Source organism: Cellulomonas sp. APG4 (assembly GCF_009996735.1).
GTDB lineage: Bacteria > Actinomycetota > Actinomycetes > Actinomycetales > Cellulomonadaceae > Actinotalea.
Genome location: NZ_JAACYI010000018.1, coordinates 18960 through 41095 on the forward strand (window position 1 = coordinate 18960; position 22136 = coordinate 41095).

At 75.2% G+C, this 22136-nt stretch carries 18 protein-coding genes; 12 read left to right on the forward strand and 6 right to left on the reverse strand.

Annotated features, from left to right (window positions below):
• Window positions 1-229 precede the first annotated feature (229 nt).
• The gene (locus tag GXB85_RS13115; RefSeq protein WP_161918107.1) at window positions 230-3184 is read left to right on the forward strand and encodes an FAD-binding and (Fe-S)-binding domain-containing protein; all 2955 of its coding nucleotides are present in this window, start codon (window positions 230-232) and stop codon (window positions 3182-3184) included.
• 185 nt (window positions 3185-3369) lie between these two features.
• Window positions 3370-4623 carry a hypothetical protein gene (locus GXB85_RS13120; protein ID WP_161918108.1) on the forward strand — a complete coding sequence of 418 codons (1254 nt, stop codon included), beginning with the start codon at window positions 3370-3372 and terminating at the stop codon, window positions 4621-4623.
• Window positions 4624-4648: 25 nt separating this feature from the next.
• On the opposite strand, the gene GXB85_RS13125 is transcribed toward GXB85_RS13120, so the two are convergent.
• The 5 genes from GXB85_RS13125 to GXB85_RS13145 all read right to left on the reverse strand — a co-directional run bounded on the left by GXB85_RS13125 (window position 4649) and on the right by GXB85_RS13145 (window position 10170).
• On the reverse strand, window positions 4649-5614 hold the full coding sequence (locus tag GXB85_RS13125) for an alpha/beta hydrolase (RefSeq protein ID WP_161918109.1): 966 nt from the start codon (window positions 5612-5614) through the stop codon (window positions 4649-4651).
• 10 nt (window positions 5615-5624) lie between these two features.
• A complete protein-coding gene (locus GXB85_RS13130) occupies window positions 5625-6593 on the reverse strand; it encodes a zinc-binding dehydrogenase (protein ID WP_161918110.1) in 969 nt (322 codons plus the stop codon).
• A 113-nt stretch (window positions 6594-6706) separates the two neighbouring features.
• Entirely contained in the window at window positions 6707-7462 is a 756-nt protein-coding gene (locus GXB85_RS13135) for a maleylpyruvate isomerase N-terminal domain-containing protein (protein WP_161918111.1), read from the reverse strand.
• 102 nt (window positions 7463-7564) lie between these two features.
• Window positions 7565-8719, reverse strand: coding sequence for a homoserine O-acetyltransferase (locus tag GXB85_RS13140; protein WP_237728255.1), 1155 nt, complete (start codon window positions 8717-8719; stop codon window positions 7565-7567).
• A gap of 134 nt (window positions 8720-8853) precedes the next feature.
• Complete coding sequence (locus tag GXB85_RS13145; protein ID WP_161918113.1) at window positions 8854-10170, reverse strand: bifunctional o-acetylhomoserine/o-acetylserine sulfhydrylase; 1317 nt, start codon at window positions 10168-10170, stop codon at window positions 8854-8856.
• A 423-nt stretch (window positions 10171-10593) separates the two neighbouring features.
• Here GXB85_RS13145 and GXB85_RS13150 point away from each other — a divergent pair, with 423 nt between their 5' ends.
• A complete protein-coding gene (locus GXB85_RS13150; protein WP_161918114.1) occupies window positions 10594-11970 on the forward strand; it encodes a C40 family peptidase in 1377 nt (458 codons plus the stop codon).
• Between the two features lie 33 nt (window positions 11971-12003).
• Here GXB85_RS13150 and GXB85_RS13155 read toward each other — a convergent pair whose 3' ends face one another.
• Window positions 12004-12492, reverse strand: a complete 489-nt coding sequence (locus tag GXB85_RS13155; protein WP_161918115.1) for an inorganic diphosphatase — start codon at window positions 12490-12492, stop codon at window positions 12004-12006.
• Window positions 12493-12596: 104 nt separating this feature from the next.
• Between GXB85_RS13155 and dacB the strand changes: the two genes are divergently transcribed.
• From dacB to GXB85_RS13200, 9 genes are all read left to right on the forward strand, one after another.
• Window positions 12597-14018 carry a D-alanyl-D-alanine carboxypeptidase/D-alanyl-D-alanine-endopeptidase gene (gene dacB / locus GXB85_RS13160; RefSeq protein ID WP_370524237.1) on the forward strand — a complete coding sequence of 474 codons (1422 nt, stop codon included), beginning with the start codon at window positions 12597-12599 and terminating at the stop codon, window positions 14016-14018.
• A 4-nt stretch (window positions 14019-14022) separates the two neighbouring features.
• Window positions 14023-15063 (forward strand): zinc-dependent metalloprotease, encoded by a 1041-nt coding sequence (locus tag GXB85_RS13165; protein WP_161918116.1) that lies wholly within the window; start codon window positions 14023-14025, stop codon window positions 15061-15063.
• A gap of 37 nt (window positions 15064-15100) precedes the next feature.
• Window positions 15101-16162: a tRNA lysidine(34) synthetase TilS gene (gene tilS / locus GXB85_RS13170; RefSeq protein ID WP_161918117.1), complete on the forward strand. Its 1062-nt coding sequence runs from the start codon at window positions 15101-15103 to the stop codon at window positions 16160-16162.
• A 2-nt stretch (window positions 16163-16164) separates the two neighbouring features.
• Window positions 16165-16719 carry a hypoxanthine phosphoribosyltransferase gene (hpt, locus tag GXB85_RS13175; protein WP_161918156.1) on the forward strand — a complete coding sequence of 185 codons (555 nt, stop codon included), beginning with the start codon at window positions 16165-16167 and terminating at the stop codon, window positions 16717-16719.
• 129 nt (window positions 16720-16848) lie between these two features.
• On the forward strand, window positions 16849-18873 hold the full coding sequence (ftsH, locus tag GXB85_RS13180; protein ID WP_161918118.1) for an ATP-dependent zinc metalloprotease FtsH: 2025 nt from the start codon (window positions 16849-16851) through the stop codon (window positions 18871-18873).
• Between the two features lie 7 nt (window positions 18874-18880).
• Window positions 18881-19504: a GTP cyclohydrolase I FolE gene (gene folE / locus GXB85_RS13185; RefSeq protein WP_161918119.1), complete on the forward strand. Its 624-nt coding sequence runs from the start codon at window positions 18881-18883 to the stop codon at window positions 19502-19504.
• 71 nt (window positions 19505-19575) lie between these two features.
• Window positions 19576-20433, forward strand: coding sequence for a dihydropteroate synthase (folP, locus tag GXB85_RS13190; protein ID WP_161918157.1), 858 nt, complete (start codon window positions 19576-19578; stop codon window positions 20431-20433).
• Window positions 20417-21652: a 2-amino-4-hydroxy-6-hydroxymethyldihydropteridine diphosphokinase gene (gene folK / locus GXB85_RS18915; RefSeq protein ID WP_161918120.1), complete on the forward strand. Its 1236-nt coding sequence runs from the start codon at window positions 20417-20419 to the stop codon at window positions 21650-21652. Before folP ends, folK begins: the two co-directional genes overlap by 17 nt.
• Complete coding sequence (locus GXB85_RS13200) at window positions 21652-22131, forward strand: DUF3180 domain-containing protein (protein ID WP_161918121.1); 480 nt, start codon at window positions 21652-21654, stop codon at window positions 22129-22131. The genes folK and GXB85_RS13200 overlap by 1 nt, the downstream gene beginning before the upstream one ends.
• The last annotated feature ends 5 nt before the right edge of the window (window positions 22132-22136 follow it).

The following is a 22136-nucleotide window of genomic DNA, read 5'->3' on the forward strand; positions in this document are numbered from 1 at the left end:
GAGCCCGGGCGCACACGCCGCGAGGCGGCGCAGGGCGCAGTACACCGAGCGGTGTGGCGGACTTGCAGACTTCCCGCCCCGGCCATTCAGCCGCTCCCGCACCCGGTCCGTCGGCCCCATGCTCCCACTTGGGGGCGAACGATGACGCAACCTCGGAGTTCCGGGTTCGCGGGTGTCGGTGGGCGGGACGTCCGGGAGGGCGGCGGGGGCGGCGTGGCAGGATCGGCGCGTGTCGACCGAGATCGCGGCACCCGCCGCCCACGCCGAGGCCACCGCCGAGCTGCTGCACCTGCTGCGTTCGGCCGCGCCCGCCCCGGGCCAGGTCGACGTCGCCACGCGGCGCCGCGCCGAGTACAGCACCGACGCGTCCAACTACCGGGTCCCTCCGCAGGTGGTCGTGTTCCCGCGGCACGTCGACGAGCTGCTCGCGGTGCACGAGGTCGCGCGCACCACGGGCACACCCCTGACGGTGCGGGGCGGCGGCACCTCGGTCGCCGGGAACGCCGTGGGCCCGGGGATCGTGGTCGACACCTCGCGCCACCTGCACGCGATCGGTGAGATCGACCCGCAGGCCCGTACCGCCGTCGTCGAGCCCGGCGTGGTGATGAGCTCGCTGCAGGCCGCCGCGCGCCCGCACGGGCTGCGCTTCGGCCCGGACCCCTCGACCCAGAACCGCGCGACCCTCGGCGGGATGATCGGCAACAACGCGTGCGGGCCGCATGCGGTCGCGTACGGCCGCACGGCCGACAACGTGGTGGCCCTCGACGTGGTCGACGGCCACGGCCGACGCTTCACGGCCGGCAGCGGGAGCGGCGCGCTCGACGCCGTGCCCGGGCTCGGCGGGCTCGTGACCGCCAACCTCAGCACGATCCGCACCGAGCTGGGCCGGTTCGGCAGGCAGGTGTCCGGCTACTCGCTCGAGCACCTGCTGCCCGAGAACGGCACCGACCTGGCCAAGATGCTCGTGGGCACCGAGGGCACGCTCGTCACGGTGCTCGGCGCGACCGTGAAGCTCGTCCCGATCGCCGACGCCGCGGTGCTCGTGGTGCTCGGCTACCCGGACATGCCGAGCGCGGCCGACGCCGTGCCCGCCCTGCTGCGGCACCACCCGCTCGCGGTCGAGGGCCTCGACGCGCGCCTGGTCGACGTGGTGCGCCGCCACCGCGGTGAGGCCCAGGTACCCGAGCTGCCGCCGGGCGCGGGCTGGCTCATGGTCGAGATGGGCGGCGAGACCCGCGAGCAGGCGCTCGCGGCCGCGCGCGCGATGGTCGCCGACGCCGGGACCGACGCCGCCCGGGTCATCCCGCCGGGCGCCGAGGCCTCGGCGATGTGGCAGATCCGGGCCGACGGCGCGGGCCTCGCGGGCCGCACGCCCGACGGCGCCCAGGCGTGGCCCGGCTGGGAGGACGCGGCCGTGCCGCCCGAGCGGCTCGGCGCCTACCTGCGCGAGTTCGACGCGCTCATGGCCGCGCACGGCGTGGACGGCCTGCCCTACGGCCACTTCGGCGACGGCTGCATGCACGTGCGCATCGGCCTGCCGCTCGAGCGGGCCGACGACGTCGCGGGGTTCCGCGCGTTCATGACCGAGGCCGCGCACCTGGTCGCGTCGCACGGCGGCTCGCTCTCGGGTGAGCACGGCGACGGGCGTGCGCGCTCCGAGCTGCTCTCGGTGATGTACCCGGGCGAGGTGGTCGACCTCTTCGCGGCGACCAAGCAGCTGTTCGACCCGACCGATGTGCTCAACCCCGGCGTGCTGGTGCGGCCCCGGCCGTTCGACGCCGACCTGCGGCGTCCGCACGCCGCGCCCCTGCCGCGCGCCGGCGGCTTCGCGTTCCCGCACGACGGCGGCGACCTCACCACGGCCGTGCACCGCTGCGTGGGCGTGGGCAAGTGCCGCGCCGACTCGTCGGCGTCGGGCGGGTTCATGTGCCCCTCGTACCTCGCGTCACGCGACGAGAAGGACTCGACGCGCGGCCGCGCACGTGTGCTCCAGGAGATGGCCAACGGCACGCTCGTGACCGACGGCCCGCGCTCGCGCGAGGTGCACGAGGTGCTCGACCTGTGCCTGAGCTGCAAGGCCTGCTCGAGCGACTGCCCCGCGGGCGTGGACATGGCGCAGTACAAGGCCGAGGTGCTGCACCGCACCTACCGCGGGAAGCTGCGGCCGGTCGACCACTACGCGCTCGGCTGGCTCCCTCGGTGGAGCGCCCTGGTCGGTCGCCTGCGCGCCGGCCGGCTGGCCAACGCGGTGCTCGGCGTGCGACCGATCGCCCGCCTCGTGCTCCGCCTGGGCGGCATGGACACCCGGCGCAGCATCCCGCAGTTCGCCGAGGTCCCGTTCCGCACCTGGTGGGAGCGGCACGCGGAGCAGTCCCACACCAACCAGGGCCTGGGCGAGGACGCCGCGTCGCACGCGCACGCCGCGGGCGAGGTGGACCCCGCACGCCGCGTGGTGCTGTGGACCGACTCGTTCAGCGACGGGTTCGACCCCGAGGTGCCGCGCGCCATGATCACGGTGCTGCGCAGCGCGGGCTACGAGGTGATCGTGCCGGACGAGGCCGCGTGCTGCGGCCTCACCTGGATCAGCACGGGCCAGCTCGACGGCGCACGCAAGCGCCTGACGCACCTGCTCGGCGTGCTGGGCCCCTACGCGGTCAACGGCATCCCGATCATCGGCGTCGAGCCGTCGTGCACGGCGGTGCTGCGCTCGGACCTGCTCGACCTGCTGCCCGACGACCCGCGCGCGGTCGCGGTGGCGCGTGCGACCCGCACCCTCGCGGAGCTGCTCACGGCCCCCGCGCCGCTGGGCCCCGACGGCTGGCAGCCCCCGAGCCTCGCGGGCACCACGGTGATCGCGCAGCCGCACTGCCACCACCACTCGGTGATGGGGTACGACGCGGACCGCGCCCTGCTCGACAGCACGGGGGCCGAGGTCACGACGCTCGCGGGCTGCTGCGGGCTCGCCGGGAACTTCGGCATGCAGCGCGGGCACTACGACATGTCCGTCGCGGTGGCCGAGCACGCGCTGCTCCCGGCGCTGCGCGAACGCGCCCCGGGCACCGTGCTCCTCGCCGACGGCTTCTCGTGCCGCACGCAGGCGGACCAGCTCGCGGACGCCGACGGCGTGCACCTGGCGCAGGTGCTCGCGGACGCCCTGGCCGCCGAGGGACGCGCGCCCGCCTGACCTGCGCCACAGCCGTCACCCGTGGTGCCGGGCGCGCCGGCATGTCGCCTGAACGGGTCATGACGGACATACCGGACCGCGCGTACGCTCGCCTCGCGTGTCCGTTCCGTCACGCTTGTCCGTACGATCAGCGAGGGGCGTTGGGATCGGTGCCCATGTTCCAGGTCGCTGGCGGGAGGTCGACGATGGTCGAGCCGCAGCCACCGACGCGTGAGCGCTTCGGCGCCGAGGCGCCGGACATGGTCGCGGAGCACCTCGACGCGCTCCTGGGCGAGCAGCTGCTGCCCGTGCGCACCCGGCAGGGCGGCGAGGACGCGCCCTACCTGCTCGCGGTCGACGCCGCGGGGCTGCCCGTGGTGGTCGAGGTGGTGCCCGTGCTCGACGAGGCGGCGGGCACGCGCGCCCTGCGGCACGCTGGCCGTGCCGCTCGCATGACGAACGGCGAGATCGCCGCCGCCTACCACGCGGGCCCCGAGCGCTTCGCGGAGCACCTCGCCCGGTTCCGGGGCCAGGTCCCGGCGAGCGCCCTGACCCCGGCACAGCCCCGGGTCGGCGCGCGGCTGCTGCTCGTGTGCTCCGAGGTCACGCCCGCGATGCAGGACGTCGCGGAGTTCCTGCTCCAGCCCGGCTGGCAGGTCGAGATCCTCCAGGTGGGCGTGCTGCACGACGACGAGGGACGCCGGATCGTCGACGTCTCGCCCCTCGTGCGCACGGGCCCCGGGCCGCGGCTCGAGTCGCACCACCCGACCACGCCCGGCCGCGGCACGCGGGCCTCGTCGGGACCGCCCACGCGCACCCCCAGCCTGCACCGCACGCCGTCGTCGGCGCCCGGTCCGCGCACGCCGCGCATCGTGCCGCCGGCCTTCGCGGGCTCGGTCATCACGCACGTGCCCGACGGCGCCGAGACGCGTGAGCTCGCGAAGGTCCCCCCGGTGCCCTACGTCGACGCGGCCGAGAGCCCCGCGCACGACGAGCGCACGTGGACCCCGTCGTCGGACCTCCCACCCGTGCCCGTGCCGGCCCCCGCGGTGCCGAGCCGGGCCCTCGACACGCCGCCGCTCGCGTGGGCGCCGTCCGCGGGACCCGCCCGCGAGCCTGCGCCCCGCCCCTCCGCGCCGTCGGCCGCGGCGCCCTACGCGTTCACGGGCGTCCTCGCACCGGGGCACGAGTCCGCGCCGACCCCCGACCCCCGGCTCGTCCGACTCGCGGCCGAGATCGGCGAGCCCATGCCGCTCGCGTGGGTGCGGCAGCGCCGTGGCACGCGGTTCGACGCCGTGCTCACCGTGGACGGGCTCATCGAGCTGCCCGACGGCGCGCTGCACAGCGACCCCGACCACGCGGCCGCGGCGGCGAGTGGTGCCGAGGGGCCCGTCGACGGCTGGGCGGTCTGGCGGCTCGCGGGAGACGGCCCCACGCTCGCCGAGGCGCTCGAGCTCTAGCCGGGCGGGGCCGTGAGCCGGCCCGTCAGTCCCAGCCGTACGCGGTGAGCCAGCGGCTCAGCTCGGCGTAGAACCGCTCGCGGGCCGGCGCGGCCGAGAGCGTGAGGTCGTGCAGCCCGCCCGGGATGCGCACGACCGTGACGACCGAGCCGAGGAGCACCGCGCGGCGGGCCAGCAGGTCGACGTCGAGCACCGTGTCGGTCTCGCGCATGTCCTCGCGCCAGCGCGGGCCGATCACGCTGCGCGAGGAGGCCGCCATGAACACCGGGACCGTGAGGTCGAGTCCCCGGGCCACCTGCGCGTGGCCGTTGAGCACGGCCTGGAGCCAGCCGGGCCGGATCGGGAAGAACGGCGTGGGTCGCCAGCGTGCGTCGTAGGTCCACTCGCCCTCGAGCTCGGAGCTGATGGTCCGCGTGTAGAAGCCCGGGTCGATCGTGAGCACGGGTGCCTTGGGTCGCGTGCGGGCGAGCTGCTGGACCAGGGGTGTGCCCAGGTTGCGCATCACGGACGAGCCCGTGAGCTCGAGCCATGGGCTGTTGAGCACGAGACCCGTGACGGCGCCCGGGTGCCGCTGGGCCCACAGCACGCCCACGAGCCCTCCCGTCGAGTGGCCCATGAGCAGCACGCGCGCGCGGCGGCCCAGGTCGCGGTGAATCCGGTCGAGCGCGGCGGCCAGGTCCTCGTCGTAGGTCGCCAGGTCGTCGACGTAGTTGGGGGTCTGGTGCGCGCGCAGGCTCCGGCCGTACTTGCGCAGGTCGAGCGCGTAGAACGCGGCACCCTGCGCGGCCCAGTACTCGGCGAGGCCGGTCTGGAAGAAGTAGTCGTTCCACCCGTGCACGTAGAGCACCGCGCGCGCGGGCCGCACGGGCTCCTCCGACGGCGGCCGGTGGCGCACGAGGGTCGCGACCACCTCCCCCTCGTCGTCGTCCTCGAGCGGGAGCGTGCACGCCTCGTAGCCGGGACCGAGGACGTCGGGCTCCCACGGGGTCATCGCCCCGTCCTCACGGCGTCACGACGATCTTGCCGACGTGCTCACCCGCAGCCATGCGCGCCAGCGCCCGTGGGGCGTCGGCGAGGGACCACGTCGAGTCAATCGTCGGCCGCAGGCCCGTGCGGGCGCAGAAGCGCAGCAGGGCCTCGAGCTCGGCGCGCGTGCCCATCGTCACGCCCTGCACGCGCACCTCGGTGAAGAACACGCGCGTGAGCTCGGCGCCCGGCTGGTCCCCGCTCGTCGCACCCGCGACCACGACGGTGCCGCCCGGGCGCACCGAGCGCATCGAGTGCGCCCAGGTCGCGGCGCCGACGGTCTCGACCACGGCGTCCACCCGAAAGGGCAGCCGGTCGCCCGGCGCCACGGCGTGCGCGGCACCCATGCCCAGCGCACGCTCACGCTTGTGCGCGTCCCGGCTGGTCGCGACCACCTCGATGCCGGCTGTGGCGCCGAGGGTGATCGCCGCGCTGGCCACGCCGCCGCCCACGCCCTGCACCAGCACGCGGTCGCCCGGCCGAAGGGCGGCCGAGGTGAAGAGCATGCGGTACGCCGTCAGCCAGGCCGTCGGCAGGCACGCAGCCTCGGCGAACGTGAGCTCGGCGGGCTTGTCGACGAGGTTCCACGTGGGCACCGCGACGCGCTCGGCGAGCGTGCCGGGGTACCGCTCGGAGAGGAGGGACCGGCGCTCGCCGGGTCCCACCCCGTGGCCCTCGCCGCCGATGACGCCGTGCACCACCACCTCGCGGCCGTCGGGCGTGACGCCCGCGGCGTCCGTGCCGAGCACCATCGGCAGCGCGTCGTCCGGCAGGCCCACGCCCCTGAGCGACCACAGGTCGTGGTGGTTGAGGGATGCGGCGCGCACGTCGACGACCGTCCAGTCCGGCCGGCCGGCCGGGGGAGCGGCGTCGGGCACCTCGCCCACCTCGAGGCCGCTCAGCGGGTCATCGGCGTCGGTGCGGGCGGCGTAGGCGGCGAGCATGGCCCCAACCTACGACCGTCCGCGGTCCGGCGCTGGGACTCGTGGCCCGGCCCGGCCCCGGCTGCGCCGTCGTCGGTGCGTGCCGCCGCCGGCCGCAGCGGCACGCCGTCGGCTCAGAGCAGGGGCAGCGCCGTGCCGAGGTCGGGCAGCGAGTCGGAGGTGTACGTGGGCCGCAGCGCCCGGGCGGCGGTGTCGGGCGTCAGGTCCGTTCGACCGGACGCGAGCCGCACCCACGCCATCTCGTCGGCCACCTCGAGGCTCCAGCCGCCGCGGTCGACGGCGATCTCGAGGAGCGTGCGCGCCGAGACGTGGACCGCGTCGGGGTCGAGCGGGCTCGTGCCCCGGCCCGGCTCGTCGTCGGCCCCCTCGCCGCCGAGCGTCGTCGAGCGCACCAGGTCGTCCGCGTGCACCACGAGCTCGAGCAGGCGCGACAGCAACATCTCGGAGAGGTGGATCGGGCCGCGGCGGGCCTGGACCACCGGGTCGGGCCCGGCCTCGCGCAGGGCGGTGAGCTGCGCGAACGCGGCCTCGACGCGGCGGTCGACGGCCGTCAGCGGGTCCTGCGCGATCTGTGCCGCGAGCTCGCGCGTGGTCTGCGCGATCTCGTCGGCGCTGCGCGCGTAGCCGCCCAGGTACTCGGCGAGCGAGAGGGGCACGGTGCCCTCGGGCGTCGGCTGCACCGCGGCCAGCGCGTCCATCGCGCGGCCCAGGTGGGCCACCAGGTCGCCCACCGTCCAGCCGTCGAGCACGCTCGGCTCGGTGGTCGCGGCGTCGTCGAGCTCGCCGAGCCAGGTGCGCAGGCGCAGCCACTGACGTCGCAGCAGGTCCTCGAGGGCGGCGACCTCGGTCGCGTCGTAGGGGGCTCCCATGGCGATCATCGTAGGGAGGGGCGTGCGGGGACGCAGGCCGGGGCGGGCGGGGCGCAGGGTCCAGGCCGGGGCGGGCGGGGCGCAGGATCAGGCCGGGGTGGGTCAGGTGCGCGCGAGGAAGTCGGTCACCAGGGCGCCCATCTGCTCGAACTCGATGAGGAACCCGTCGTGGCCGAAGTCCGAGCGGATCACGTGCAGCTCGGCGTCGGGGATCGCCGCGGCCATCCGGCGGGACTGCGTGGGCGGGTACAGCCTGTCGGTGTCGACGGCGATCACCAGGGCGGACGCGGCGACCCCGGCGAGCGCGGCCTCGACGCCGCCCCGGCCTCGGCCCACGTCGTGCGAGAGCATCGACTCGGTGAGCACGAGGTAGGTGTTGGCGTCGAACCGGCGTGCGAGCTTGCCCGCGTGGTGGTCCAGGTAGGACTGCACGGCGTAGCGCCCGCGGCCCGTGATGGGGAGCTCGGCGCCCTGGGGCAGCCGGCCGAACCGCTCGTCGAGCTCGACCGAGCTGCGGTACGTGGTGTGCGCGATCTGGCGCGCCACGCCGAGACCGCGGTGCGGGCCCTCGCCGTCGGGCAGGTCGTAGTAGTCGCCGCCGCGCCACCCCGGGTCCGAGCGGATCGCCTCGAGCTGGGGGTGCGCCCACGCGATCTGGTCGCCCGAGGTCTGCGCCGTCGTGACGAGCGCCGCGACGCGCTGCACGCGCGCGGGTTCGGTGACGGCCCACTCGAGCACGCGCATGCCGCCCATCGAGGCGCCGATCACCAGGGCCCACGTGTCGATCCCGAGCGCGTCCGCGACGGCGACCTCCGCGCGCACCTGGTCGCGCGTGGTGACGTACGGGAACCGCCCGCCCCAGGGGTGTCCGTCGGGCGCGGTGGACGCCGGCCCGGTGCTGCCCTGGCAGCCGCCCAGCACGTTGGGGGCGACCACGAACCAGCGGTCGGTGTCGATGGGGCGACCAGGCCCGACCATGGTGTCCCACCATCCGGCCGTGGGGTGACCCGGCCCCGCGGGTCCGGTCAGGTGCGAGTCGCCCGTGAGCGCGTGCAGCACCAGGACGGCGTTGTCACGCTCGGGCGAGAGGGTGCCCCACGTCTCGTACGCCATCCGCACGTGGGGCAGGTGGCCGCCGCCCTCGAGGTCGAGCGCGCCGATGTCGACGAACCGTCGGTCACCCACGGGGTCGCCCTCGCGCCAGGCACCCGACGCCGGGACGGGCGCTCCCTCGGCCCACACCGCCCCGGCCCGCATGCGCTCGGCGGACGGGTCCCGGGGCGCGGGGGCGGACGCACCGGGCTGCACGAGGTGCAAACCTACGGTGCGTGCGTCCCTGCGGCCCGGGGTGTCCACGGCGTGCGCCGCGGGCCGGTGCGGGTGGGCGGTCATCAGGCGCCCTTGGCCGCTCGGAAGCCCGCGTCGAGGTCCGCCAGGATGTCGTCGATGTGCTCGAGGCCCACCGAGAGCCGCACGAGGCCCGGGGTGACGCCCGAGAGCGCCTGCTCCTCGGGGCTCAGCTGGCTGTGCGTCGTCGACGCCGGGTGGATCACGAGCGAGCGCACGTCGCCGATGTTCGCGAGGTTGGAGTGCAGCTCGAGGCCGTCGACGAAGGCCTTGCCGGCCTCGGCGCCGCCCGCGAGCTCGAACGCGAGCACCGCGCCGGCACCCTTGGGCAGGTACTTGCGCGCGTTGGCGTGCCAGGGGCTCGAGGGCAGGCCCGCGTAGTGGACGCCCTGCACCTCGTCGCGCGCCTCGAGCCACTCGGCGACCTTCTGCGCGTTCTCGACGTGCCGCTCGATGCGCAGCGACAGCGTCTCGAGGCCCTGCGCGATGAGGAACGCGTTGAACGGCGAGATCGCCGAGCCCAGGTCGCGCAGCAGCTGCACGCGGGCCTTGAGGATGTACGAGAGGTTGACGCCGAACGCGCCGTCGACGCCCAGGTCGCGCGCGTAGACGAGGCCGTTGTAGGTCGGGTCCGGCGTGTTGAAGTTGGGGAAGCGCTCGGGGTGCTGCGCGAAGTCGAACGAGCCGCCGTCGACGATGACGCCGCCGATCGCGGTGCCGTGCCCGCCCAGGAACTTGGTGGCCGCGTGCACCACGACGTCGGCGCCGTGCTCGAGGGGACGCAGCAGGTAGGGCGTGGGGATCGTGTTGTCGACGACGAGCGGCACGCCCGCCTCGTGCGCGACCCCGGCGACGGCCTCGATGTCGAGCACGTCCGAGCGCGGGTTGGGCACCGACTCGGCGAAGAAGAGCTTGGTGTTCTCGCGGACGGCGTCGCGCCAGGCCTGCGGCTGGTGCGGGTCGCTCACGAAGCTCACCTCGACGCCGAGCTTGCGCAGCGTGTGGGCGAACAGGTTGTAGGTGCCGCCGTAGAGGCTCGGGCTCGCGACCACGTGGTCGCCCGCCTCGGCGACGTTGAGGATCGCGTACGTGCTCGCGGCCTGGCCCGACGCGAGGAGCAGCGCGCCGACGCCGCCCTCGAGGGACGCGATGCGGTCCTCGACCGCCTGCTGGGTCGGGTTGCCGATGCGCGTGTAGATCGGGCCGAGGTCCTGCAGCGCGAAGCGCGCGGCGGCCGTGTCGGCGTCCGGGAACACGAACGAGGTGCTCTGGTAGATGGGCAGCGCGCGTGCGCCGGTGGTCGGGTCCGGGGTCTGCCCGGCGTGGATCTGACGCGTCTCGAAGGACCAGCTCTGGCTCATGAGGACTCCTGGTGAACAGGGCGAGAACCAGTCGTCAGCACACTGACCCTGGTCCCCGCGGAGGGGACGGACGAGGGTGGGTGCACGTGGGGGTGGTCCCGAGCCGGTGCTCGTGGCCTCAGGGGCGGGCGACCGGGCGCGGGCACGCCGAACGTGCGCGGGTCAGCGGCACATTCGGCAGTACATGGCCCCGAGCGTAGGGACCGCGCTCCGTCTCCCGATACGCCCGTCTCACCAACCGAGACGGGAGTCGACGCCCTCTGCGGCTGGGCGGTCGAGACGTGCCGTCGAGCTGGTCGAGGGTGTTGTTCGTGTGACTCATGTGGTTGGTGGGACTCGGTGGCATTCGGGTGACAGGTGTTCTCTTGTGGGACTGCCGTGAGTACGCTCGATCGGGCCCGGACGGGTGAGGACGGAGACACCGTGACGACACGAACCGGCGGCCACGCGCTCGTGGCCGTCACGCTGCTGGTCGGCTCGTTCCTCGTCGTGCCCGGAGCCCAGGCAGAGCCCACCGACGACGACGTCCGCCGCGCGCAGGACGCCGTGCGCAGCACGGCCGCGACGATCGCGGGCCTCGAGGTCGAGATGGCCGCCCAGGCGGCCCGCCTCGACGACGCGTGGGTCGCGGTCGCCGCCGCGAACGAGGACTACACCGCGGCCGTGGTCGCCGCCGACGAGGCCGCTGCGGCTGCTGCTGCCGCCGCCGAGCGGCACGACGCCGCGCAGCTCGAGGTCGAGGCCGCGAGGGTCGAGCTCGGCGCCATCGCCCAGCAGGCCTACCGCGGCGGCGGCTCGATGGACACCGTGGGCGCGATGTTCTCGGCCGACGGCTTCGAGGACCTGGTCCAGCGCTCGCAGGCGGTCGACCGCCTGGGCACCCAGGCCGACCGCGCCGTCCAGCGGTTCAGCGCGGCGGACCTGGTGGCGAGCACGCTCGCCGACCTCGCCGAGGCCGCGGCGGACGAGGCCGACGCGGCCGCCCGTACGGCCGAGGAACAGCTCGCCGAGGCCGAGGCCGCCAAGGACGACGCCGAGCAGGAGGTCGCCGACGCGACCGCGCGGCGCGAGGCCCTCGTGGTGCAGCTCGCCGACCTTCGCCAGACCTCGGTCGAGGTCGAGCGTGCGCGTCAGGAGAGCCTCGACGAGGAACGTCGTGCGCGGCAGGAGGCGGCGGCCGCGGGCGAGCGTGACGCGCCGACGGGCGGTTCCGGCGGCACCGGTTCCGGTGGGGTGGGTTCCGGTGGTTCGGGTTCGGGTGGTTCGTCCGACCCGGCGACCCCGCCGGCTACGACGACTCCGCCGCCGACCACCCCGACGACGCCCCCACCGACCACCGCGCCGCCGACCACGCCCCCACCCACGACGCCGCCGCCCACCACACCTCCCGCGGATCGCTACGGGCTGGGCACCGGCAGCGCCCGCGGCTCGGCCGCGCAGGGACAGGCCGCGGTCGCGTGGGCGCTCCAGCAGGTCGGCAAGCCCTACGGCTGGGGTGCGTCAGGCCCCTCCGCGTTCGACTGCTCGGGGCTCACGAGCCAGGCCTGGCGGGCGGCGGGTCTGTCGCTCACGCGCACGTCACGCTCGCAGTTCGTCGAGGTGCGCAAGATCCGCTTCGGCGACATGCGTCCCGGCGACCTGATCTTCTACGGCACCAACACGGCCGACCCGCAGTCCATCCACCACGTCGCGATGTACGTGGGTGGCGGCCAGATGGTCGAGGCCCCGCGACCCGGGGTGAACGTGCGCGTCACCGCCGTGCGCTGGTCCGGGACCATGCTCTACGCCGGGCGCCCCTGAGCGGGCCGCACGCGTCGGCCCGCTCAGAGCGCGTCAGTGGCCCGAGGTCTTCGCGCGCTCGAACGACCTGACGATCTCCGCCTCGGCCTCCTCGCGGCCCACCCAGTGCGCGCCCTCGACGGACTTGCCGGGCTCGAGGTCCTTGTAGACCTCGAAGAAGTGCTGGATCTCGAGGCGGTGGAACTCGCTCACGTCGTCGATGTCGAGCCGCCACGAGGCGCGCGTGTCGCCCGCGGGCACGCACAGCACCTTGTCGTCGCCCCCGGCCTCGTCGCTCATGCGGAACATGCCGAGCGCGCGGCACTTGATCAGGCAGCCCGGGAACGTGGGCTCCTCGAGCAGCACGAGCGCGTCCAGGGGGTCCCCGTCCTCACCGAGCGTGCCGTCGATGAAGCCGTAGTCGTCGGGGTAGCGCGTCGAGGTGAAGAGCATGCGGTCGAGCCGGATCCGGCCCGTCTCGTGGTCCACCTCGTACTTGTTGCGCTGACCCTTGGGGATCTCGATCGTGACGTCGAACTCCACAGCTCTCCTTCGCGGCCCGGCCGGTGTCCGGCGCACCCGGCCCGGTGACTAGTGTGACGCACGTGCAGGGCTCCCGCGGCGGGGGCGCCGACGAGGGAGGTCAGGTGGCGAGGTCACGTGCGGCGCGCGCGACCGCGGTCGTCGTGAGCGTGCTGCTCGCCGGTGCCGGTGCGTACGCGACCGCCGACGCGTACGACGTCGTCCCGGGCCTGGTCACGCTCGAGCCGGAGCCCGAGCCTGCGCCGCCGTTCCCGACAGCTCCCGCGGCCGTGCCCGGGCCCGACGTCGTGCCCGTGCTCGACGTCGCGGACCCGGCCGCACCGGTCCCGGACGCGGCCGCGCTCACCGCGGCCGCGCAGGCCGCCGTGGACCACAGGTGGATGGGCGAGTCGACCGCCGTCGTCGTGCGGGACGTCCTGACCGGGGAGACGCTCGTCGACCTCGCGGGCGAGACCCCGCGCGAGCCCGCGTCCACCGCCAAGCTGCTCACGGTCGCCGCGGCCGTCACGTCGCTGGACCCTGACGCGACCGTGAGCACGCGCGTGGTCGCCGACGGCGCCGGTCGTGTCGTGCTGGTGGGCGGCGGCGACATGATGCTCTCGGCCGGCGCGGGCGAGCCCGAGGCGACCAACGGCCGGGCGGGCCTCGTGGACCTCGCGGCCCAGGTGGTGCGTGAGCTGCGCCTCGCGGGGACGACGCAGGTCGAGGTCGCCGTCGACGACACGCTCTTCACCGGCCCCGCCCTCAACCCGGGGTGGACGACCGAGCACTCGTCGCTCGGGTACGTGGCGCCGGTCGCGGCCCTCGCGGTCAACATCGCCAAGACGCGCGAGGAGCCCTACCCGCCCCGGCACGCCGACCCCGCGCTGCACGCCGCGCGGACGTTCGCGGACCTGCTGGTCGAGCAGGGCGTCGCGGTCAGCGGGGTGGTGCGCGGCACCGCGCCGGAGTCGGCGCGCGAGCTGGGCTCCGTCGAGTCCGCGACCATCCGCGAGATCGCGCGGTACGCGCTGCACACGTCGGACAACACGGTGACCGAGGCGCTCGGGCGGCTGGTCGCCGTGGGCGCGGGTCTGCCCGGGAGCTTCCAGGGGGCGACGACGGCCGTGCTCGCGGCGGTCGAGGAGGCCGGGGTCGACGTCACGGGTGCGCGGCTCTCCGACGCGAGCGGCCTCGCGGCCGGGTCGCTCGTGCCCGCCGCGACCCTCGTGAACCTCATGACCCTGGCGGCCGACGGCGAGCACCCCGAGCTGCTGCCCGTCGCGGTCGACGCCCCCGTGTCGGGGTGGCAGGGGACCCTCGCGGACCGCCTGCTCGAGGGCCCCGCGCGCGGCCTCGTGCGTGCCAAGACCGGGAGCCTGCCGGGCACCACGACGCTCGCGGGCACCGTGCTCACGGTCGAGGGGCGCCTGCTCGCGTTCGCCGTCATGACCAACGAGACGCCGCCGGGCGGTCAGCTCGGCCCGCGACGCGTGATCGACGCCCTCGTGCAGCAGATCGCGGGCTGCGACTGCCCGCTACCGTGAGCCGATGAGCGAGCCGCCGCAGGGGTCCCTCGAGGTGGACTGGGACCAGGCCGGCCGCTGGGCGGGGCGCCTGGCGTCGCCCGGGCCCACCGCGAGCCGCGCCGACCTCGCGCGGCTCGTCGGGGAGCTCCACGACGCCGCGACGCGCGCGCACGGCCTCGCGCTGCGGTCCTCGCGCCTCGCCGACCTGCTGCCCGACGACGTCCCGCCCACCCCGGTGCTCGTCGTCGACCGGGCCGGGTGGGCGCGCGCCGCGGCCCAGTCGTTCGGCAGCCTCGCGGGCGGTCGGGGCGAGGGGCGCGTCGCCGCCGTGCGTGCGGTGCCGGCGACCGCGCAGGCCGCAGGGATGCTGGGCCTGCTCGCGAGCCGCGTGCTCGGCCAGTTCGACCCGTTCGCGGCCGACGGACGCCTGCTGCTGGTCGCGCCCAACGTGCTGCGGGTCGAGCGCGACCTCTCCGCCGACCCGGCCGACTTCCGCCTGTGGGTGTGCGTCCACGAGCAGACCCACGCGCTGCAGTTCGCCGCCGCGCCCTGGCTCGCCGCGCACCTGCGCGACGAGGTGGGCTCGCTGGTGACCGAGCTGTCGCAGGGGTCTGCCGGGCAGGAGATCCTCGCGGCGGTCCAGCGCGGTCTCAGGTCGCTGCGGCAGGGCGGGGACGACGAGTGGGGCGTGCTCGAGGCCGTGCTCGACGACGCGCAGCGCGACCGCGTCGAGCGGCTCACCGCCGTCATGTCGCTGCTCGAGGGGCACGCCGACGTGACGATGGACGCCGTCGGGACGCGCTCGATCCCGAGCGCACGGCGGCTGCGGGCCCGCTTCGACGCGCGCCGCCGCACCGCGACCGGGATCGACCGGCTGCTGCGTCGGCTGCTCGGGATGGACGCCAAGCTCGAGCAGTACCGGCGCGGTGCCGCATTCGTGCGGGGCGCGCGCCGGGCGGGTGGGCGCCGCGCGCTCGACCCGGTCTGGTCCGGCCCCGAGGCGCTGCCGACCCCGGTCGAGCTGACCGACCCGGCCGCCTGGGTGCGGCGGGTGCACGGCTGAGCGACGTGGCGACGCGCGACGGCCGCGGGGTGCCCGGATGACCGGGCCCGCCCCGGTGGTCGCGCGGCTGCGCACGGCCGTCCGCGACGCGCTCGCCGACCTGCCCGACGGCGCGCTCGTGCTGGTCGCGTGCTCGGGTGGCGCCGACTCCCTCGCCCTCGCGGCCGCGACGGCGTTCGTGGCACCGCGGGCGGGCCTGCGCGCCGGCGCCGTCGTCGTCGACCACGGCCTCCAGCGGGGGAGCGCCGCGGTCGCGGACCGGGCTGCGCAGGCGTGCAGACGGCTCGGCCTCGCTCCCGTCGAGGTGCACCCCGTCGACGTGGAGCAGCGCGGGCGTGGCCCCGAGGCCGCCGCCCGCGAGGTCCGGTACGCCGCCCTCGAGACGGCCGCACGCGCCCACGGCGCGGCCGCGGTGCTGCTCGGCCACACCCTCGACGACCAGGCCGAGACCGTGCTGCTCGGGCTCGCGCGGGGCGCGGGGCCCCGGGCCCTCGCCGGCATGGCGCCCGTCCGCGGCCTGCTGCGCCGGCCCCTGCTGGGCGTGCGCCGCGACGAGACCCTCGCCGCGTGCGCCGCGCAGGGCCTCGAGCCGTGGCACGACCCGACGAACGCCGACGGCCCGCTGGCACCGCTGCGCTCGCGGCTGCGCCACCGTGTGCTGCCCGTGCTCGAGGACGTGCTCGGCCCGGTGGCACCCGCGCTCGCGCGGACCGCCGAGCAGCTGCGTGACGAGGACGCGCTCCTCGACTCCCTCGCGCACGAGCTGCTGACCCTCGCGAGGGTGTCCGAGCCGAGCGTGCCCGACGGCGGGGCGGACGCCGTCGTGCTCGACGTGCAGGCGCTCGCGGGCGCCCCCGCCGCGCTGCGTCGGCGGGCGCTGCACCGCGCCGTGCTCGACGCCGGCGCGCGCCCGGGGGCGCTGTTGCGCACGCACGTGCTGGCCGTCGAGGCGCTCGTCGTCGCGTGGCACGGCCAGGGCCCGGTCGCGCTGCCCGGCGGCGGCGAGGCCCGGCGCACGTGTGGCAGGCTGACGCTGCGCGGCTCGCCGGCCGCGCGCGGAGAGCGGGCCGAGCGGCCGAGGACGCACGAGGAGACGTGACGGTGGACCCAGCGGACATGGGCGACGACCTCGAGCGGGTGCTCCTCAGCGAGGAGCAGATCGGGACCCGCCTCGACGAGCTCGCCGAGCGGATCGACGCCGACTACGCGGGGCGCGACCTGCTGCTGGTCGGGGTCCTCAAGGGTGCGGTCATGGTCATGGCGGACCTCGCACGTCGCCTGCACACGCCGGTCGAGATGGACTGGATGGCGGTGTCCTCGTACGGGGCGGGCACGTCGTCGTCGGGCGTCGTGCGGATCCTCAAGGACCTGGACACCGACCTCACGGGCCGGCACGTGCTGATCGTCGAGGACATCATCGACTCGGGGCTCACGCTGTCCTGGCTCCTGTCGAACCTGCGCACCCGGGGCGCGGCCTCGGTCGAGATCGCGACGCTGCTGCGCAAGCCCGAGGCCGCCAAGGTCGAGGTCGACGTGCGCTACGTGGGCTTCGACATCCCCACGGAGTTCGTCGTGGGCTACGGCCTCGACTACGCCGAGCGCTACCGGAACCTGCCCTTCGTCGGCACGCTCGCGCCCCACGTCTACAGCGACTGAGCCGCCGCGCGGCACCGTGCGCGCGTGCGCCTGCGGCGAACACGGGGCCGTACGCCCAGGTTCGGCAGGTAACGTGACGGGACCCAGACGTCCCACGACCAGAGAGGGAGAGGGCTCGGCCCGTCGCCCATGAACCTCAAGCGTCTCTCCCGCGGCCCAGTGCTGTGGATCGTCCTCGCGGTCGTGATCCTGTGGCTCGGCGCGTCGTCCTTCATGGCGCCCGGCATCCAGCGCATCGACACCTCCGACGGCCTCGAGCTGCTCGCGGGCGACACGGTCGAGCAGGTCAAGATCGTCGACGGGCAGCAGCGCGTGGACCTGACCCTCACCGAGGACTTCGGTGACAAGGGCCGCAACGTGCAGTTCTACTACGTCGCGCCGCAGGGCGAGGCCGTGGTCGAGGCGATCGCCGCGGCGGACCCGGAGGGCGGCTTCAACTCCGAGGTGCCGCAGACGTCGTGGTGGGCGAGCCTGCTCGGCCTCCTGCTGCCGTTCGTGATCATCCTGGGCCTGTTCTGGTTCCTCATGTCGCGCATGCAGGGCGGCGGCTCGCGCGTCATGCAGTTCGGCAAGTCCAAGGCCAAGCTCGTCTCGAAGGAGACCCCGCAGGTCACCTTCGCCGACGTCGCGGGTGTCGACGAGGCCGTCGAGGAGCTCCAGGAGATCAAGGAGTTCCTGGCAGACCCGGCCAAGTTCCAGGCCGTGGGCGCCAAGATCCCCAAGGGCGTGCTGCTGTACGGCCAGCCCGGCACCGGCAAGACCCTGCTCGCCCGTGCCGTCGCGGGTGAGGCGGGCGTGCCGTTCTACTCGATCTCGGGCTCGGACTTCGTCGAGATGTTCGTGGGCGTGGGCGCCTCGCGCGTGCGCGACCTGTTCGACCAGGCGAAGCAGAACGCGCCGGCCATCATCTTCATCGACGAGATCGACGCCGTGGGTCGCCACCGCGGCGCGGGCATGGGCGGCGGCCACGACGAGCGCGAGCAGACCCTCAACCAGATGCTCGTCGAGATGGACGGGTTCGACGTCAACGCGAACGTCATCCTCATCGCCGCGACCAACCGGCCGGACATCCTCGACCCGGCCCTGCTGCGCCCGGGGCGCTTCGACCGCCAGATCACCGTCGACGCCCCCGACCTCAAGGGCCGCGAGCGCATCCTCACGGTGCACGCCAAGGGCAAGCCGGTCGCGGCCGACGTCGACCTGCACGCGGTCGCCAAGCGCACGCCGGGCTTCACGGGTGCGGACCTCGCGAACGTGCTCAACGAGGCCGCGCTGCTCACCGCGCGCTCGGGCGGGCAGCAGCTCGGCAACCGTGAGCTCGACGAGGCGATCGACCGCGTCATCGCCGGACCGCAGAAGCGCACCCGGCTGATGAACGACAAGGAGAAGAAGATCACCGCGTACCACGAGGGCGGGCACGCGCTCGTGGCGGCCGCCCTGCGGTACACGGACCCGGTCACGAAGGTGACGATCCTCCCGCGCGGGCGGGCCCTGGGCTACACGATGGTCATGCCGGCCGAGGACAAGTACTCGACCACGCGCAACGAGCTGCTCGACCAGCTCGCGTACGCGATGGGCGGCCGCGTGGCCGAGGAGATCGTCTTCCACGACCCCACCACGGGTGCCTCGAACGACATCGAGAAGGCGACCTCGGTCGCGCGCAAGATGGTCACCCAGTACGGCATGAGCGAGCGCGTGGGCGCGGTCAAACTGGGCCAGGGCAGCGGCGAGGTCTTCCTGGGCCGCGACATGGGCCACGAGCGCGACTACTCCGAGCAGGTGGCCGCGACGGTCGACGTCGAGGTGCGCAGGCTCATGGACTTCGCCCACGACGAGGCCTACGCGATCCTCAACGAGTACCGGCACGTGCTCGACGACCTCGTGGTCCAGCTGCTCGAGCGGGAGACGCTCAACCAGGCCGAGCTGGCCGAGGTCTTCGCCCCGGTGGTCAAGCGCGACCCGCGCGACGTCTGGCTCTCGAGCCCCGAGCGCACGCCGTCGGACCTGCCGCCCGTCCAGACCGCCAAGGAGCGCGCGAGCGCCAACGGCGCGCCCGTGGTCCCCCAGGACGAGGCCGCGGCCGCGAAGGACGAGCACCCGGCGAACCCCGTCGGCGAGGTTCCGCCCGGCGGCACCGTCGACGGCGCGCACTGAGGTCACGATGACGCACACGCCCGACGACGTGCCGCTGCCCGAGGAGGACGCCGTGCGCGCCCCCGTGCGCTACGACGCGCCACGCGCCGAGCGTGCGGTGCGCGAGCTGCTGCTCGCCGTGGGGGAGGACCCGGACCGCGACGGCCTGCGGGACACCCCCGCACGCGTCGCCCGCGCCTACGCCGAGACCTTCGCGGGCCTGTACTCCGACCCGCGCGAGGTGCTCGCGACGACCTTCGACGAGGGCCACGAGGAGATGGTGGTCGTCAAGGACATCGCGGTGTACTCGACGTGCGAGCACCACCTGGTGCCGTTCCACGGCGTGGCCCACGTGGGCTACATCCCGAACGCCGACGGCCGGATCACGGGCCTGTCGAAGATCGCCCGCCTGGTCGACCTCTACGCACGGCGACCGCAGGTCCAGGAGCGCCTCACGTCCCAGGTGGCCGACGCGCTCGTCGAGGGGCTGGCGCCGCGCGGGGTGCTCGTGGTGATCGAGTGCGAGCACCTGTGCATGTCGATGCGCGGTGTGCGCAAGCCCGGCTCGCGCACCGTGACCTCGGCCGTGCGCGGGCAGATGCGTGACGTCGCGACCCGGGCCGAGGCGATGAGCCTCATCCTCGGACGCTGAGCGCGGGGCGCACCGTGCTCCACCCCGCCCCGCTGCCCGAGCGGCTCACGCGGCTGCGCCGCACGCTCGTCATGGGCGTCGTCAACGTGACCCCCGACTCGTTCAGCGACGGCGGCCGGTGGTTCGAGCCCGACGACGCCGTCGCGCATGGCTTGGCGCTGCTCGCGGAGGGCGCGGACGTGCTCGACGTGGGCGGTGAGTCCACGCGGCCCGGTGCGCGCCGGGTGCCGCTCGACGAGGAGCACCGACGCGTGCTGCCGGTGATCCGTGCGCTCGCCGACGCGGGTGCCGTGGTGAGCGTCGACACGACCAGGGCCGAGGTCGCGCAGGCAGCGGTCGAGGCGGGCGCGCTCGTCGTCAACGACGTCTCGGGCGGCCTGGCCGACCCGGCGATGTACGACGTCGTCGCCCGCACGGGCGTCGTCTACGTCGCGATGCACTGGCGCGGTCACGCCGACGTGATGGACGACCTCGCCGCGTACGACGACGTCGTCGCGGACGTGCGCGACGAGCTCGCGTCCCGCCTCGAGGCCGTGGTGGCCGCGGGCGCGCGGCCCGAGCAGGTGGTGCTCGACCCGGGGCTGGGCTTCGCGAAGCCGGGACGTGACAACTGGCCCCTGCTCGCGCACCTCGACGCACTCGTCGGGCTCGGCCGGCCGGTGCTCGTGGGCGCGTCGCGCAAGCGGTTCCTCGGCCATCTGCTCGCGGGGCCGGACGGCGCGCCCGTCGCACCCGCAGCGCGCGACCGCGCGACCGCGGCGGTGTCGGCGCTGGCCGCGGTTGCGGGAGCATGGTGCGTGCGGGTCCACGACGTACCCGGCTCGGCGGACGCCGTCCGGGTCGCCCACGCGTGGACAGCCGCCCGCTCGACGGGCGACCACCTGCAGGGGACGACGCAGGAAGGACACGAGAGTGCACCAGCCGGCTGACCGGTCCCTCGACCGGATCCGACTCACGGGGATCGCGGCGACGGGCTACCACGGGGTGTTCGCGCACGAGCGCCGCGACGGGCAGACGTTCGTCGCCGACGTCGTGCTGCACGTCGACACGCGTCCCGCTGCGCACGAGGACCGCCTCGACCGCACGGTGGACTACGGCGCGGTCGCGGAGCAGGTCGCGGGGGTTCTCACGGGTGAGCCGGCGGACCTGCTCGAGACCGTGGCCGAACGCATCGCCGCGGTCGCGCTCGCCCACCCGGCCGTGGAGGCCGTCGACGTGGTGCTGCACAAGCCGCAGGCCCCCATCACGGTCCCGTTCACGGACGTGACGGTCGAGGTGCACCGGGACCGCGAGCACCGCCCGGTGGTCGGCGTCCCGAGCTCGTCCGGCCCGGCGACCCGGCCGGCACCCGCCGACGTCCTCGACGCCGCGGTACCGCTGGCTGAGATCATCGCCCCGCACCTCGCGACGGGTGTCGCGGGCGGGGTCGCGACGCCGCTGCCCCTCGGGGGCTCGGCCGGGGCCGCCGTCGTCGGCGCAGGCCTCGCAGCCACGGGCGCGCCCACGCCCGCACCCGTGCCCTTCAGCCCGGACGTCGCCGCTCCCGCGGAGGTCGCAGCGGGCGAGGCGCCGATGGCGCTGCCGGCCCTGACCCTCGAGGACCGGCTCGACGTGGCGCCCGACGAGCCCGTCGACGTCGTGCTCGCGCTGGGCTCGAACGTGGGTGCGAGCCAGGAGACGCTGCGCCGGGCGATCTGGGACCTCGCGGCCGTGGACGGCCTCGAGCTCACGGTGATCTCGCCGCTCGCGCGCACCGCCGCGGTGGGCGGGCCGGAGCAGCCCGACTACCTCAACGCGGTGGTGCTCGGTCGCACGACCCTCGCGCCGCGCGCGCTGCTGCACGCGACCCAGGCGGTCGAGGCGCAGCACGGCCGTGTGCGCGAGGAGCACTGGGGGCCGCGCACCCTCGACGTGGACATCGTGCTGCACGGTCGCACCGTGGCCGTCGCGGACGACCTCGAGCTGCCGCACCCGCGCGCGCACCAGCGGGCGTTCGTGCTCCAGCCGTGGGCGCAGGTGGACCCCGACGCCGTGCTGCCCGGGCTGGGTGGCGGCCCCGTGGCGGACCTCGCGCGCACCGCCCCCGATCGCGAGGGGATCCGCTGGATGGCGCTCGACTGGTGGAAGCAGCCCGAGGCCGGGTCCTGATGCGACGCACCCCGTGGCTGCGCGTCGTCGGCGTCGCCGTCGTCGCGACGCTCGTGGCCCTCGGGGGGCTGCGGCTCGCCGAGACCCGCGGGGCCACCCTGCTGCCCGTCCCGCTGCTCTCGAGCCTGGTGGTGGGTGTGATCGCCGTGGTCGTGCTCGTGCTCGGCTGGAACGTGCGGCAGTTCGCGCGCGGTCGTCGACCGGGGTTCGACCCGCTGGTCGCGGCCCGCACCGTGGTGCTCGCGACCGCGTCGGCCTACACGGGGGCGCTGCTGACCGGCTGGTACGGCGCGCACGCCCTCGTGGTGCTCGGCGACCTCGACATCCCCGCACGTCGCGAGGTCGCGCTCAGCACGCTGCCGGCCCTCGTGTGCACGGTCGCGCTCGCCGTCGTGGGGCTCGTGGTCGAGCGCTGGTGCGAGGTGCGTGGCGGTGACGACGAGACGGGCGACGGCGCCGCCACGGGCAGCACCGCCTGAGTGCG